General features: G+C 64.2%; 13 protein-coding genes. 7 read left to right on the top strand and 6 right to left on the bottom strand.

Annotated features, from left to right (window positions below; genetic code table 11):
- Positions 1–140 precede the first annotated feature (140 nt).
- The 6 genes from rtcA to J1N60_RS07405 all read left to right on the top strand — a co-directional run bounded on the left by rtcA (position 141) and on the right by J1N60_RS07405 (position 6,658).
- Entirely contained in the window at positions 141–1,271 is a 1,131-nt protein-coding gene (rtcA, locus tag J1N60_RS07430) for an RNA 3'-terminal phosphate cyclase (protein WP_312911925.1), read from the top strand.
- 178 nt (positions 1,272–1,449) lie between these two features.
- Complete coding sequence (kdgK1, locus tag J1N60_RS07425; protein ID WP_312911924.1) at positions 1,450–2,403, top strand: bifunctional 2-dehydro-3-deoxygluconokinase/2-dehydro-3-deoxygalactonokinase; 954 nt, start codon at positions 1,450–1,452, stop codon at positions 2,401–2,403.
- Positions 2,404–2,557: 154 nt separating this feature from the next.
- On the top strand, positions 2,558–3,736 hold the full coding sequence (locus J1N60_RS07420; protein WP_312911923.1) for a hypothetical protein: 1,179 nt from the start codon (positions 2,558–2,560) through the stop codon (positions 3,734–3,736).
- Positions 3,737–3,944: 208 nt separating this feature from the next.
- Entirely contained in the window at positions 3,945–5,363 is a 1,419-nt protein-coding gene (locus tag J1N60_RS07415; protein ID WP_312911922.1) for a dihydrolipoyl dehydrogenase family protein, read from the top strand.
- A 69-nt stretch (positions 5,364–5,432) separates the two neighbouring features.
- The gene (locus J1N60_RS07410; RefSeq protein WP_425499344.1) at positions 5,433–6,086 is read left to right on the top strand and encodes a transcriptional regulator; all 654 of its coding nucleotides are present in this window, start codon (positions 5,433–5,435) and stop codon (positions 6,084–6,086) included.
- 14 nt (positions 6,087–6,100) lie between these two features.
- Positions 6,101–6,658 (top strand): PIN domain-containing protein, encoded by a 558-nt coding sequence (locus J1N60_RS07405; RefSeq protein ID WP_312911920.1) that lies wholly within the window; start codon positions 6,101–6,103, stop codon positions 6,656–6,658.
- Positions 6,659–6,902: 244 nt separating this feature from the next.
- Here the strand turns inward: J1N60_RS07405 and J1N60_RS07400 are convergent, their stop codons facing one another.
- From J1N60_RS07400 to J1N60_RS07380, 5 genes are all read right to left on the bottom strand, one after another.
- Positions 6,903–7,805: a serine/threonine-protein kinase RIO2 gene (locus J1N60_RS07400; RefSeq protein WP_312911918.1), complete on the bottom strand. Its 903-nt coding sequence runs from the start codon at positions 7,803–7,805 to the stop codon at positions 6,903–6,905.
- A 331-nt stretch (positions 7,806–8,136) separates the two neighbouring features.
- Complete coding sequence (locus tag J1N60_RS07395; protein WP_312911916.1) at positions 8,137–10,980, bottom strand: PAS domain-containing protein; 2,844 nt, start codon at positions 10,978–10,980, stop codon at positions 8,137–8,139.
- A gap of 141 nt (positions 10,981–11,121) precedes the next feature.
- Positions 11,122–12,171 carry a metal ABC transporter permease gene (locus J1N60_RS07390; protein ID WP_312911914.1) on the bottom strand — a complete coding sequence of 350 codons (1,050 nt, stop codon included), beginning with the start codon at positions 12,169–12,171 and terminating at the stop codon, positions 11,122–11,124.
- Positions 12,168–12,953: a metal ABC transporter ATP-binding protein gene (locus tag J1N60_RS07385; protein WP_312911912.1), complete on the bottom strand. Its 786-nt coding sequence runs from the start codon at positions 12,951–12,953 to the stop codon at positions 12,168–12,170. Before J1N60_RS07385 ends, J1N60_RS07390 begins: the two co-directional genes overlap by 4 nt.
- A 5-nt stretch (positions 12,954–12,958) precedes the next feature.
- Positions 12,959–14,023 carry a metal ABC transporter substrate-binding protein gene (locus J1N60_RS07380; RefSeq protein ID WP_312911910.1) on the bottom strand — a complete coding sequence of 355 codons (1,065 nt, stop codon included), beginning with the start codon at positions 14,021–14,023 and terminating at the stop codon, positions 12,959–12,961.
- Positions 14,024–14,204: 181 nt separating this feature from the next.
- Here J1N60_RS07380 and J1N60_RS07375 point away from each other — a divergent pair, with 181 nt between their 5' ends.
- The gene (locus tag J1N60_RS07375; protein ID WP_312911908.1) at positions 14,205–15,026 is read left to right on the top strand and encodes a lipoate--protein ligase family protein; all 822 of its coding nucleotides are present in this window, start codon (positions 14,205–14,207) and stop codon (positions 15,024–15,026) included.
- Between the two features lie 164 nt (positions 15,027–15,190).
- Here J1N60_RS07375 and J1N60_RS07370 read toward each other — a convergent pair whose 3' ends face one another.
- Positions 15,191–15,484: a DUF5808 domain-containing protein gene (locus J1N60_RS07370; RefSeq protein ID WP_312911907.1), complete on the bottom strand. Its 294-nt coding sequence runs from the start codon at positions 15,482–15,484 to the stop codon at positions 15,191–15,193.
- Positions 15,485–15,575: the final 91 nt, after the last annotated feature.

The following is a 15,575-nucleotide window of genomic DNA, read 5'->3' as shown; positions in this document are numbered from 1 at the left end:
GTTCGTCTCACTCGAACATATCCGGCTCACACGAGCCATCGGATCCATTTCACTCGGGTGCGTTCCACGGATGCGCTGGAAACCACGCGCCGTATCACACCACGCGAAGACCTTTCCACGCCGCGCTCGAGCACGCAGGTATGCACACCCTCGACGGGCACGACGCCGGCGGCCAGTTCCTCCGGCGAGCGCTCACCCTCTCGGCACTCACCGGCGAGCCCGTTCGCCTCGAGCGCGTCCGCGGCGACCGGCCGAACCCCGGACTCGCGAACCAGCACCTGGCCGTCCTGGAGGCGATTGCGGCGATCACCGACGCCGAGGTCTCGGGTGGCGAACTCGAGGCCGAGACGGTCGAGTTCGACCCTCATGCGGGAACGGGCGGCGACGGCGCAGTCGAAATTTCGGGTGGAGAATACACCGTCGACGTCGGCACCGCCGGCAGCCTCACGCTCCTCTTCGACGCGGTCCTTCCCCTCACCGCCCGCCTCGAGTCGCCGCTCACTCTGACCGCCACGGGCGGAACGGACGTCGCCTGGTCGCCGCCCGTGGACTACCTCCGGTACGTCAAGCTCCCACTCCTTCGTCGGTGCGGCCTGCAGGCCGCCCTCGAGGTCGACCGTCGCGGTTTCTATCCCGCCGGCGGCGGTTGGTTGCGGCTTCACCTCGCCCCCTCGCGGTTCCGACCGCTGGACCTCCAGACCCGCGGCGACCTCACGGACGTGTGCGTCTACTCGACGGAAGCCGCCGCGCTGGCCGACGCCGACGTCGCCGAACGGCAGGTCGAGGGTGCCCTCGAGCGGTTGCGAGCACGAATCGGTGCGGATGGTGCGAATTTCGAGGTTCGCGAGCGCGTCGAGACGACGGCCGAGAGCGCCTGTCCGGGGTCGGTAATCGTCCTGGCCCTCGAGTTCGAGCACGAGTTCGCCAACGGCACGCGAAGATCGGCGTCGACGCCTCGTCCCCAGGCCGGATTCTCCGCCCTCGGCGAACCCGGCAAACCGGCCGAGCGCGTTGGGGAGGAAGCCGCCGACGCCGCCGTCGCGTTTCTCGAGGAGGACGGAAGCGTCGACGCCCACCTCGCCGATCAACTCCTCGACTTCCTCGTTCTCGGCGGCGGTCGCCTGCGGATTCCCGCCGTGACCGACCACGTCGAGACGAGCCTGCGACTGCTCGAGGCGTTTGGCTCCGACCTAGATTTCGACTTCGAACCCGAGCACCGGAAGAACGACGACGGGTCGACCGCCCTGGTCGCCGAGACGAGTCTCGAGTGAGACGCCACAGGTCAGGACCTCGAGTGTGGGTGAAAGTGAGAGTGGAGTGCGAATGTGAGTGAGAGTGTGAGCGAGATACCGCCACCAACGACACAACTTATAGCATGGCCCTCCGTTTTTCGACCATGAGCCAGCGATTCACCATCACCACCGACCGACCGAACCGGGAGGGAGACGCGTGAGCGACCTCGTCACCTTCGGCGAGACGATGCTCCGCCTCTCGCCGCCCGGGCACGAACGCCTCGAGACCGCCAACGAGTTCGAGGTTCGCGCGGCAGGCGCCGAGAGCAACGTGGCCGTCGCCGCCGAGCGACTCGGTGCCGTCTCCACCTGGACCTCGAAGCTCCCGGACTCCCCGCTGGGCCGGCGCGTCGTCGGCGAACTCGAGCAGTACGGCATCGACACCGACGTCGTCTGGAGCGACGAGGGCCGCCAGGGGACGTACTACCTCGAGCACGGGGGCAAGCCCCGCGGAACGAACGTCGTCTACGACCGATCGGACGCCGCAATCACGACCGCCGAACCCCAGGAGTTCGACATCGACCTCATCCGGGACGCTCGGGTCTTCTTCACCTCGGGCATCACCCCCGCGCTGTCGCCGACGCTCCGGGAGACCACGGCACAGCTCCTGAGGGCGGCGCGACAGAACGACACGACCACCGCTTTCGACCTTAACTACCGACGAAAGCTCTGGTCGCCCGAGGAGGCGCGAGACACCCTGACGAAACTGTTCCCCGGAATCGACGTGCTCGTGATCGCGGCCCGCGACGCCCGCACCGTGCTCGGCTACGAGGGCGACCCTCGTCAGCTCGCCCACAAGCTCGGCTCTCAGTTCGACTTCCGAACCGTCGTCGTCACCCGCGGTGACCAGGGCGCGCTCGCCTGGCACGACAACGTCGTCCACGACCACGACGCCTACGAGACCGAGACCCACGACCCCATCGGCACTGGCGACGCATTCACGGGCGCGTTCATCGCCCGCCGGCTCTCCGGCGACGACGTCGGTCGTGCCCTCGAGTACGCCGCCGCAACGGCTGCACTGAAGCGGACGATTCCAGGCGATGCCGCCCTCCTCACGAAAGCGGAGGTCGACGCGGTCGTCGCCGACAGCGGCGAGTCGATCTCGCGCTAAACACCCTCTCCTGCCCGACTGGCGAGCGTCGTGAATCGAAGGTCGAGCGTCGTGAACGAATCTCCTGGACGAACTCGAGTGGTTTTCGAGCCCCGTTCGATTGGACGGCTCTGCCAGAACCCCTTTTATGGTGTGGACGAACGGATCAGATGAAATGAATCGAAATGCAGTCGTAGCCGTCCTCGTCGCAGCGATGCTCGGCGTCAGTCTCGTCGCCGCGGCCGGGGCCGGTGCGAGTTCGGCCGAATCGAGCGCGACCACCCAGAGCGAAACGTACGCAGGAAGCCACCTCGAGTTCGAGACCTCGGGTAGCGCCCTAACGAACTACGCTGTTGGCGGCGAGACCCTCTTTTCGTCGGTCGCCGTCGACTCCCGAAGCAACGCCGGCGTCGGCGCCGGTATCGACCTCGGAGCCGTCGTGAACCTCGAGGGCGCCGGCCTCTCGGTGAGTGCCGAGTCCCAGACGAAAACGCGAATCGAATCCGAGAGCGGCGCGACGCTGTCGGCTCACGACAACGAACGCGGGATTCTCGTCGTCCGGGCCGGCGGTGACGCCCAGGTCGTCGAAGCACAACTCGGCGAGAACGTCCAGGCCAGCGCCGAAGGCGACGGCGAGCGCGTCGTCGTCGAGGGCGGCGACCGCAACGGCGTCTTCCTCGTGATCGGCGACGGCGACGTGACCGTCAACGAGGAGGGCAACGTCGCGGCCAGCCTCGAGGGCGAATCGACGCTCGTTTTCCGGTCCTACGGGGACGGCGAGCGCACCGACGAGACGAAAGGGGAAGAACAGCTCATCGCCGACGGCTCGGCTGCTGCCGAGGTCTACGTCGAGCAGCGCGACGGCGAGACCGTCGCCGACGCGGTCACCTACGGCGAGGACCTGACCCTCGAGGCCAAACAGGAGAGCGAGCGCCGCGTTGACGTCACCGTCGACCGCGCCATCGAGGAAGGGACGATCGTCATGACGACGGTCGAAGAGGAGACCGTGGGCACGCTCGAAGAGCTCGAGGTTCGCGTCGACGGCGAGGCCGCTGCCCAGGCGTCCTCCCACTCCGAACTCGAGAGCGCGATCGGCAGCGAGGAATCCGCGTACATGGTGCGCCAGCACGCCGAGGCGGACGCGACGGCGACCGTCTACGTCGCGTTCAACCACTTCTCGGAACGAACCGCGTCGATCGACGGCTCGGGTGCCGAGGATGGCACTGACGACGACGCGACGGCCGACGACGACAGCGGCTCGAGCGCCGAAAGCGACGGCCTCCCCGGATTCGGGGCACTCGCCGCACTGCTCGGACTCCTCGGGACGGGTGTCGTGTCCAGACTTCGACGATAGACCCGTCGTCGCGTCCGTTTTCGAAAATGCCATCTCCTTTTGCCCGCCCGTCGTACGAACGGAAGTCACTCGAGTAAATGCTGGTGGCGGACCCGTGTCCCTCGATTCGTCACACCCCCACCCCTTCGCCAGTGAGTCGTCTCTCGCCAGTGAGTCGTCCGCGCACGACCGCACGAACGCCTATTGGGGAAGCCACCGTTTCGCCGATATGGACAGTCTCCACGTCGCGGTGATCGGCGCCTACGGGAGCGCGGGCGTCGCCGCCGCCGACGAGTTGCTCGAGCGTGCCGCGGAATCGGAAACCGACCTCGAACTGACGCTGATCGACGGCGGCGAACCGGGCGGCGGCCTCTGCATTCTACGGGGCTGCATGCCCTCGAAGGACGTCCTCTCGGCCGCCCAGCACCGCTATCAGGCGCGACACGACGGCCGACTCGAGGGCACACCGTCAGTCGATCCCGAAGCGGTCGTCACCCAGAAGGACGAGCACATTCACGGATTCGCCGAGCATCGACGGAATCACGTCCACAACCTCGCCGACCGCGACGGCGTCGAGTTCCTCCACGAGCGAGCCAGGTTCGTCGACGACCGCACGCTCACCGTCGGCGACCGCACGATCGAGCCCGACTACGTCGTGATCGCGACTGGCTCGACGCTCAACGTTCCCGACACGCCTGGCATCGAGGACGTCGACTACTGCTCGAGCGCGGACGTGCTCGACGCGACGTCGTTTCCCGACTCGGGGATCGTGATGGGCTTTGGCTACATCGGCCTCGAACTCGCTCCCTACCTTAGCGAGGTCGGCGACGTCGACCTCACGGTGATCGAACACGACGACCGCCCGCTCGAGGAGTTCGAGGACGCCTATGGCGACACGATCCTCGACCTCTACCGTGACCAGTTCGACGTCGAAATTCTGACGAACACCGACGAGAAACATCTCGAGTCGACCGCCGACGGCGGCGTTCGGCTCACGGTCGACCGCGACGGCACCGAGCAGGTCCTGGAGGCCGATCAGCTCTACGTCTTCACCGGCCGCCGCCCGAACGTCGACGGACTCGGCCTCGAGAACACACCCCTCGAACCGGAGCAGGGCTGGGTCGAGCCGACGATGCAGGCCACAGACGACGAGCACACGTTCGTCGTCGGAGACGCCAACGGCCGCGAGCCGATCCTCCACGTCGCCAAGGAACAGGGGTTCGCCGCCGGGGAGAACATCTTGCGCCACGCTCGAGGTGACGACCTCGAGCCCTACGCGAACGTCCCCCATCACGTCATCTTCTCGGGCCTGGGCACCTACCCGGTGGCCCGCGTTGGCCACACCCCGGACACCGCCGCGGATTCGGCGATGGACGCGGTCGTGGTCTCGAGGGAGGCGTCCGACGACGGCATCTTCGAGAGCAAGAACCACCCAGAGGGCGTCGCGACGCTGGTCGTCAACGCTCGCGACGGGACCGTTCTGGGGTACCAGGGTCTGCACCTCCACGCCGACGTGATGGTCAAGACGATGCAGGTGGTCGTCGAGATGGGCCTCGACGTGCGCGAAATTCCGGACCGTGCGTACCACCCGACCACGCCCGAGATATTGGACGGGTTGTTTCGAGATGCGGCAGCAGAACTCGAGTAGGCGGTTTTCGGGCTCGAGCGGGTTCGAGAGTCAGTGTCCGATAACGTCCCGTTTCCGTGGCAAACGTTTATGGTTTCTAGTTTCGTAACTCTATACAAGATGAGCTACGATACAGAACACGTGCGAAACGCAGGGAACACTCCGGGAACGATCACTGGAATTCCGACGTTCGCAGAATTACTTGAAAACCCGTCTCTCGCTGACCTCTATACGTCGATAAAACGGGCAGAGACTGCAACAGGCCCCGAACTCATCGAAACAACGACCGTCTCCAAAAAGACGGTGTACGACTACCTGCATAAATTGGAGCAAGCGGGCCTGATCAGCAAGGTTGGTAACGAGGCCGGGACTGCCGTATACACCGCTGAGGAGTTCGAACTCACGTTGACGGTCCGCGAGACGGAAGTCTCGATCACTCCCAAGATTATCGAGGTAATCGCCCAGAAGAACGAGTACCCAGCGATCGAACGGGTTCTCGAAGACCACGGGATCGTCACATTCGCGCTCGCATACGATCTCGTGAAGGCACACAGTGAGGGCGATGTCACAATCCGGCAAATCGCGAGTCTCACAGATCTATCCCCTGGAACGATGTACGACCTCGTCGAAGCGCTCTATTCGATCCTCGATCTCGGTGACGACGATTCGACCCCGACGACGTACACACCGGATGATTTCGATAAGGACGGGGGCGATCATCTCAAAGAATACACCGACAGGTAGACCGAGTGACGGAGATGTATACTGCGAACATTGCAGACACGGTGATGTTTCGGAACCTGGGGAAACACCCTAGTCTACACTTGCAGAATCTCAAGTCGGCCGTCGAAGACGCCGGAACAGAAATTTGGGTGCCAGCAGCGGTTTACCACGAGCTGGCGGATACCGGGAGTGCCGACTCACCGACGAATCCGTACCTCGATACGGCTATCGAAGAAGAGTGGCTTCGGGTAGCCTCACCACTGCCAGGTGATCGCACAGAGGGGTTCGATAGGAGTGCTGGACCAGTTGAGAAAGCACGGTTCGTTGCAGATGAGTTTCTCAACCAGCAGAGCAAGTATCCAGAGACGAACAACTGGCAGGATGCGGCATTGGTCGCATTGGCAGTTCGATTATTCGATGCGAACGCCAGAATTCGTGTGATTACCCACACAGCGGACGAAAATCTGGCAAAGGCGTGTGCTCGTATCCCTCCCGAATTTGGGTACTACGATATCAAGTCTCGATACTACAATCCACCCCACACAGCGAAGGTTGAGTTTCCAACTATCGATCAGCTCACCTGGAAGGAGTAGCGGAAATTTTCGCGGTTGGACCAGTATCAGCACGTCCGTTCACGACTTCGACATCAACTCAAAATACGGTCTCCATGGAACGGACAGATCTCCTGCCTCGTCTGTTGTCAGAGAAAGCGGCGAAAACGTCGAAGGAGCACCTCGTCCATAGCTCCAAACCGGTTCGAGGATCGTATGCATTGAGACGGCCGGTCTCAACTACTGGGAAGGATGTTTTGTATACCGTTATAGAGTTTATTAATAGCTATACCGACAACGAGTCGAACTCTCCAGCGGCGATTTCGGCAGCGATCGCGTCGCTCTCGAGGCCCTCGGGCACAACTGACGGATATTTCCGCCGGAAGTATCCAACCAGATTCTCGAGATCGCGATCCAGGAACTCGCGGGCGTGTTCGTGGTCGATCGGCACCGCCTGCGGCCAGTCGAAGATCGTCACCCCCTCCTCGGCGACGAACACGTTGTACTCGCTCATGTCCGCGTGGACGTACCCCGCCTCATACGCACGCGAGAGTTCTCGCAAGAGTAACTCGAGTACCCCTAGCACCTGGTCGTCCTCGAACCGGGTTCGCGAGAGCTCTACCCCCGGCATCTTCTCCATCACAATGGCGTGTCGGTTCTGGTCGATCGGTTGGGGGACCGAGACGTCGGGATACAGCGTCTCGAGGGCGTCGAACTCCCGTTCAGCCGCTTTCCGGGCGGTGTAGAGCCAGGAGACGTGCTGATTCTCCGAGGTGTAATCGCGCTCGCGGTTGACCTCCCGGAAGTTGGTATAGCCCTCGCGGTGGTACTTCAGAGCCAGCGGCTTGTAGGATTTGACCTCGTAGACGTCGCTCTCCTTGCCGACGCCAAGTGGGGCGCCGAACTCCGAGATCGTATCCCGCTCGACGAGTGCCCGGAGGGCCAGGGCGTCGTAGCCCTCGAACTGAAGGGTGTACCCCTCGTACTGGATCGTCTTCTTCTCGATCAACCCGCGCTTGAGACAGCGCTCGAGGCGGTAGTCCACCTCCTCGGGGGTGAGCCCCGAGAAGTTCGACAGCTTCTCGCGCTGGACCCACTCCGAGAAGCGCATTCCCTGCTCGATCCCCGAGAGGAGATAGAAGTCCTCGGACTCGAGTTCTGCCAACAGCTCGGCGACGTTCCGCACCATAGGCGCCGTAGCCGCCGTGGACGTAAAAGTGCTCACAACCGCTCGAGCGGCTCGGGCGCCACGTTATAAACTGTATATAGCTGTATGAAATTCCGTTTCACCCGGCAGTCATGACTCGTCGAGCGGCTCGCGGCGGAGCGCCCAGGTTACCGGCTCTCAGCGCTCGAGTCGCGTGTGGGTCGAGAAAACCGCTGCTCAGCGAGCAGGAGCGAAAATTCGATCGACCGACTTGTCTCCAGGGTCAGGGACTCGTTGCGGGAGAGACGAGCCGCCGCAAGAGAGGAACTCGCAGCAGGAAAGAAGAATCCGTCTCGAGAGCAGTGACGACCGTTCAGTCCTGGTCAGCGCCGTCCGCCGCCGGGAGCGTAAAGGTAAAGGTCGTCCCGACGCCCGGTTCCGAATCGGCCCGGATCGTCCCGCCGTGGCGCTCGACGATGCGTCGACAGAGCGCGAGCCCGATCCCCGTTCCAGCGTGTTCTTCCTGACTGTGGAGACGCTGGAAGACCTCGAAGATCCGGTCGGTGTCGTCGGGATCCATACCGATTCCCTCGTCGCAGACCGACACTTCCCAGAGGTTACCGGCTCGCTCGGCGGTGACGTGCACCCGGGGCGGTTCGTCGCCGTTGTACTCGATCGCGTTGCTTAGCAGGTTCTGGAACACCTGGCGCAACTGGGTCGGATCGCCCTCGACGCGAGGGAGGGAGTCCGCCGTGACGTCGGCCCCGCTCTCCTCGATGGGGAACCGGAGGTCGGCTCGCGCCTCCGAGAGAACCGTCTCGAGGTCGACGGGCTCGAACGCGTTCCCCTGGGTTTCCACTCTCGAGTACTCGAGGAGCCCGTCGATCATCTCGCGCATGCGTTCGGCGCCGTCCACAGCGAACTCGAGGAACTCCTCGCCGTCTTCGTCGAGGTCGTCGCCGTACCGGCGCTCGATTAGCTGCAGGTAACTGGAGACCATCCGCAGTGGTTCCTGCAGGTCGTGGCTGGCAGCGTAGGCGAACTGCTCGAGGCGCTCGTTCGACGCCTCGAGTTGTCGCTCGTACGTTCGCCGTTCGGTGACGTCCTGGGACATCCCGAGAGTGGCGAAGACCTCCCCGCTCTCGTCGCGGATGGGGACCGTCTGGAACTGGTAGGCCCGCTCGCCGAGTTCCATCTCGAACGAACTGGACTCTCCCTCGAGCGCGGCCTCGTATCGTGGCACGAGTTCGTCCTCGAGCGGCGCCGGGAGGACGTCCTCGATTGGTTCGTCGAACCCGGTCCCGACCGTGACGTCCGCCCCGTCGAGCGGCGTGCCACCGATCGTCTGGTAGCGGAGGTGCTCGTCGACGAGCGCGACGGCGCCGTTTGGGAAGTGTTCGACGAGCGTGCGGTAGCGCCGTTCGGACTCCTCGAGCTGGCGCTCGTGCTCTTTCCGTTCGGTGACGTCCCGGAAGTAGACCGAGAGACCCGTCTCCGACGGATAGGCGTGTATTTCTAGCCACGCGTCCAGCGGATCGGGGTAGTAGAACTCGAACGAGGTCGGTTCTTGCGTCTCCATCGCTCGCTCGTACTCCTCGCGAAGTTGCGTGTTCGCGACCCAGTCGAAGACCTCCCAGACGTGCTCGCCGACCAGCCCCTGATCATCGAAGTCGAGCAACTCCTCGGCGCGGTCGTTGACGTGCGTGAATCGCCACTCGTCGTCGAGCGCGTAGAACGCGTCGGTGATCCGACCGAGGATCTCGCTCAGTTCGGTCTCGAGTTCCGACTTCCGTCGCTCTAGCTGGTGTTCCCGATCCTTGAGGTCGGTGATGTCCTCGCCAGCGACGATGATTCGTTCGACGTTTCCGTCGGGATCGACCACCGGTGCGGCGTTGACGTGCAGATGAATGCGGTCGCCGTCGGGCGGATCGACGACGACTTCCTCGTTGCGAACCGGTTCGCCGGTCGCGACAGCGCGCGCGGACGGCGTTTCGCTCGAGTCGAGCGGGTTCCCATCGGGGTCGTAGAGTTCCCACTGGTGGGCGCCGTCGGGGTCGTCGAGGAACTCCTGCTCGGAAACGTCGAGCGTTTCCTGGGCGCGTCGGTTCGCCATCACCGTCTCCCCGTCGGCGTCCCAAACGGCGATTGGAATCGGCACCGTCCGCAGGAGCTGCTCGGTCTGTTCGGATTCGCGACGGAGTTGCTGTTCGCGTTCGTGCTGTTCGGTGACGTCCTCGACGGAGAAGACGACTCGTTCGTCGTCGCCGTCGTCGATCGGTGCAGCGTTGATTGAGACCCACCGCCGACCGCGTGCCGGCGTGTCGATCTGGCACTGGTAGCCGAAAACTGGCTCGCCGGTTTCGACGACCTGCACCAGTGGCCAGTCCTCGAACGGGATCTGCTCGCCTTCGGTATCGTAGACGTCCCACGTCTCGCGGTCGTGGTCGGTGAACGACGACGCCTCGGCATCGAGCCAGTCCAGGACGCGCCTGTTCGCTCGAGTAAGTTCACCGTCGGGCGTGCTCACAAGAATCCCGACCGGGACAGTCTCGAGCACCTGGGCGGTGAAGTCCCGTTCGCGTTGCAGGCGTTGTTCGTACCCTCGTCGCTCTGTCATGTCGCGAGTGACCTTGGTGAATCCGCGAAGCGTCCCCTCGTCGTCGTGGAGTGCCGTTATGGTGACGTTGGCCCAGAATAGCGAGCCGTCCTCTCGAACGCGCCAGCCCTCGTCCTCGACGCGACCCTCGTCGACCGCTCGCTCGAGGTTTCGCTCGGGAACGCCGGCGGCAGTATCGTCGTCGGTGTAGAACGTGGAGAAGTGCTCGCCGACGATGTCGGCTTCGTCGTAGCCCTTGATCCGTTCCGCGCCATCGTTCCAGCTGGCGACGGTGCCGTCGGGGTCGAGCGCGAAGATGGCGTAATCCTCGACAGCGGTGATGAAGGCGCTGAACTCCTCTCGATCCGTTCGTTCGTCGTCGTCGGGACGCTCAGCATCGCTCGAGCGCCACCAGACTCGCGTCGAGTCGTCGATTCGCTTCGACCGGAGTGTGCCTCGTTCGACGAGCTCCGACAGGGTTCGGCGGACAGACTCCCGGGAACACCCCAGCTCGTCGGCGATTTCGGTAGCCGAGACCGGCGTGGAAGGGTCCTCGAGTTGCGAAAACATGCGTCGGACGTCCGCTCGAGTGCAGTTCGGAGCCGAACCTGGCGATTCCATTACGCCAAGACGTAGAGCCAGGCGTATAAACATATAGTGGTTGAACGACCGGGTGAAACCGCTCGAGGTGTGCCGTATAGGGGCGTTCGAGGTTCAGTGATCGGGCCGTCACTCGAGCGAGGTTCCGTCGCCGTCGAACCGTCACTCGAGGGGAGTCCCATCGCTGTCGATCGCGTCGACGTCTGGCGCCGACTCCTCGCGGTGGCTTCCGGCGAAGAGCTTGCCGAGGCCGACGCACCCGACGTAGATGGCGACGGCGACCAGCACGACGACGCCGCCGGCGGTCGCCTCGGCGTAGTACGCGACCCCGATACCGACGACGACGGCGAGTTCGGCGAGGACGACCGACGTCAGTAGCGCCTGCGAGAAGCTTCGCGCGACTTGCGAGGCGCCGGCGACGGGGACGACCAGCATCGCCGCCACGAGGATGACGCCCATGATCTGCATCGCGCCGACGACGACCAGCGCAGTGAGCATCACCATCACCCGATTGTACCAGCGCACGGGAATCCCCGCGACCTCGGCGGCCACTTCGTCGAAGGTGACGTACAGCAGTTGATTGCGGGTGAGCGCGACGGTGCCGACGACGACGGCGAACAGCACCAGCAGCAAGACCGCGTTTTCGGCCGACACCGTCGAGAGGTTCCCGAAGAGGTACTGGTCGATCGAGACCGTGAGCCCACCCGCGTTGAGGCTGATGAGCACCGTCCCGAGAGCGAACCCCGTCGAGAGGACGATCGCCATCGAGACGTCGTTGTAGGCGTCGGTGTACTCCGAGATGAGTTCGATGAGCAACGCGGCGATTACCGCGACGACGATGGCTGTCAGATACGGCGACACCGAGAACGACAGGGTCGCATTGACGAATAGCCCCACTGCAACGCCCGCAAACGCGGTGTGTGCGAGAGCGTCGCCGATGAGCGCGAGCTGGCGGTGGACCAGAAAGGTGCCGATGAGCGGGGCCATCACGCCGATGCAGAGACCGACCAGGATCGCCCGGTGCATGAACGCGTACTCGGGGTGGATCAGCTCGAGTCCCGTCGCGTAGTACAACTGAGACAGGAGCCAGTACCACGCCTCGAGCAGCCAGTACAGCGGCTCGAGGGCGACGTCGACGGGATCCGATTGCAGTGGGTCGAGGGCGACGTCTGTGGGGTTCGACTGCAGCGGGCCGACGGCCAGTCGACTCATCGACGGTCACCTACGATGGCCGCCGCCGCACCGAACGCCTGGGCGAGCGCGTCGCTCTCGACGAACGCCTCCGCCGTCCCGTCGAAGTACACCTCGCGGTTGAGACAGACGATTCGATCGGCGTGGGCGGTCACCGCGCCCAGGTCGTGTTCGATCAGGAGGACGGTAATCCCCGAGTCGTTGAGTGACTCGAGCAGGTCGTAGAACGCCTCGACCGATTCGGCGTCGACGCCGACGGTCGGTTCGTCCAGGACGAGTAAGTCCGCCTCGCCCGCGAGCGCCCGCGCGATGAACGCCCGCTGGCGCTGGCCCCCGGAGAGGTTCGTGATCCGCCGGTCGGCGAACGCGTCCATACCGACTGTCTCGAGGGCGCGATCGACGATTGCCCAGTCTTCCTCGTCGAGTCGGCCGAAGCGAACGTGGGGAAACCGACCCATCTTCACGACCTCGCGAACCGTAATCGGCATCTCCGTCGAGGCGCTCGCCCGCTGAGCGACGTACCCGACTCGAGCGCCGTCGTCAAAGCGGTGGGCGGGTTCGTCGAACAGCCGTGCGGTGCCCCGGTCCGGTTGGAGTAGCCCGAGCGCGAGTCGCATGAGCGTCGACTTTCCGGAGCCGTTCGGGCCGACGATGGCGACGTACTCGCCGGGATCGACGCGGAGCGAGACGTCCTCGACGACCGGGGTGGACGTGTATCCGAAGTCGACGTCGGCGAGTTCGATGACGGGCGTATTCGGGTCAGCGGGGTTCGTCTGCGCTTCCTGGTTAGCTGTGGTTTGCATATGTCTCACTCGAAGTTTCGCCACTCGTCGGCCCAGCCGTCCGGTCCGGCCTCGTCCGGCGATTCATTGCCGAGGACCACACTGAACGTGGGCATGTTGATGTTGTACGCGATCTCCTCGTAGCCCCAGCCCGCGTCGACCCACTCCTCGTAGACGCCGGCGTACGGCGTCACGGGGAAGTAGGCCTCGACGGGCGTCTCCGCGAGCAACTGCTCGGCCGGTTTGCGTGTCTCGAAGACCGCGGCACCGATGTACTCGATATCGTTCTCCTCGATGACCTCTTTGGCTGCCACGATGTCGCTCGGTGCCACGTTCCCACTGGCAGCGAGGTTCGTCACCAGCGGCCGCATCTCGACGCCGTAGCGAACGCCGACGTACTGGAACGCGTTGTGGGCCGCGAGCTGGACCACGTCCCGCGAAGCCGCCTCGAAGATTCGTTCGTAATCCGCGTCGATCCGGTTCAGGACGTCCGCCTTGTACGTCTCGGCGTTCTCCCGGAGCGTCTCCTCGTGGTCGGGGGCGACCTCGATCAGGCCGTCGGCGATGTTGTCGACGGAGCGCTTCGCGCGCTGCGGGTCGAGCCAGAAGTGCGGATCTTTGCCTCGTCCGTCGCCGACACCCTCCTCTTCCGGGTCCAGGCTGGCCGCCAGCGAGACCAGTTCGACGCCCTCGCGGGCGTTGATCAACGCCGTGTCGACGCCGTCGTCCTCGAGCGTCTGGATCGCCCGATCGGCCCAGGGCTGGAACTCCGGGCCGACGTGGATGAACGCGTCCGCCTCGATGATGTCGCGCGTGATGCTCGCGTCCGGTTCCCAGCCGTGGCCGTGGAGGCCAGTCGGAATCAGATTCGTCACCTGGACGGGCGTGTTCTCGGCTACCTTGCGCCCGAAGTCGTAGAAGCTGAAAAAGGACGCCGCGACGACCGGCGACCCGTCCTCACCCCTCGACGGACTTCCGCGGACGCCCGCGAGACAGCCCGCGCTCCCGGCGACGAGTACGCCAGCGCCGCTCGCGAGTGCCTGGCGGCGGGATATCGTGTGTTCGTCAGACGACCGTAGTCGCTCGCTCATTGTCGAGACGTAGCGCCTGCGAACTATAAAGTAGTTACTACCGAAGTCTATTTTTAGACCGATCTAAATCAGGTGCTTGTACGAGGATTCGTCGACGGTTGACGGTCGGCAGTCGGCAGGCGACGATCGACGGCGACCGCACGTCGGAATCCATTTCTCGGTGGCCGTCGAGCACACGGGTATGACCGACCTCGCCGACCGCGAGTGGCGCCTGATCAGGGACGACCCCAGGGACGGAGCGACCCAGATGTCCCTCGAGGAAATCGCCGCGCAAACGGCGCTCGAGGACGACCTGCGCACCGTTCGGGTCTACGACTGGGAGCCGAGCACGCTCTCGCTGGGCTATCAGCAAGATTCGGATACCGTCGACTGGGACTTTTGCGAAGAGTACGGAGTCGACGTCACCCGACGCCAGACCGGCGGTGGTGGCATCTACCACGATTCCGTCGCCGACATCTCTTACACCATCGTCGCCCCGGCCGCGGAAGTCCCCGGCGACCTGATGGACTGTTACGCCATGTTCTGTGAACCCATCCTCGAGGCGTTCTCCCGGATGGGCGTCGACGCCGACTTCGCGGAGGCGAAACAGGAGGCCATCTACCGTCCCTCGTGTTACCTCCGGGACATCCACCCGGCTCACGACGTGGTGGCGCCGGCGAGCGAATCCGAGGCGAAGAAGATTAGCGGCAACGCCCAGTACCGCCAGCGCGACGTCGTCATCCAGCACGGCTCGCTGAGTTTCGACCTCGAGCCCGAAACCCACGTCGGCGTCTTCGCCGCAGATATCGAGCCGGAGACGTTTACGGACCGCGTCACGAGCATCCGCGAGCAGGCGGGAATCGACCGCGAGGAGGCCGTCGACTGTCTCGCCAACGCGCTCGGAGAGTGGTCTAACGCCGAGGAGGGCGAGTGGCGTGACGGGGAACTCGAGGCCGCGGCCGACCTCGCCGAGCGGAAGTTCGGCGCTGAAGGCTGGGTTCGCGACCGCGCGGTCGAGGCCTGAGCTCACGCGCGAAAGGGGAAGAGGAAAAAGGAAAATCGGCGCCTGAAGTCGTCGAATTCGGCATACGAGTTCCGGGAGAGGGAGAGACTCGAGCGGCAGGGCTAGCGCTCGACCTCGAGGCTCGAGCGAACGAAAGACGGTCGAAAAGTGCTACTGGAGACCGCTCAGTCGTCGTTCTCGTCGTCGACGATCACTTCGACCGGGTCGATCGCCGATTCCGAGTCCGACTCCGTCTCCGACGACGGCGACTGTTCCTGCCAGAGCAGTGCGCCCGCGATGAGGACGACGATCCACGAGCGCCAGTTGGCCAGGTTGAGCGTGTAGCCGACGCCGAAGGGCTTCTCGACGAGCATTCCCTCACCGGGTTGCCAGTACGACGAGAGCATTCGGCCGAAACTCGGTCGCTCGAAGTTGTACGGGACGCCGAAAATCTCACCGGAGGTCGGTTTGTCTGCCATACCCGGGCGTACATCGTCCGGTAATAAGAGTATTATGTACCACTCGGAGTCTGAATGCTCCCTCGAGCTACGCGGAACCGTCACCCGAAGT

The sequence above is a fragment of the Natronosalvus caseinilyticus genome, from assembly GCF_017357105.1.
In the GTDB taxonomy this organism is placed as follows: domain Archaea; phylum Halobacteriota; class Halobacteria; order Halobacteriales; family Natrialbaceae; genus Natronosalvus; species Natronosalvus caseinilyticus.
The sequence above is the reverse complement of the archived record's forward strand: the minus strand, read 5'-3'. Positions and strand labels throughout refer to the sequence as shown.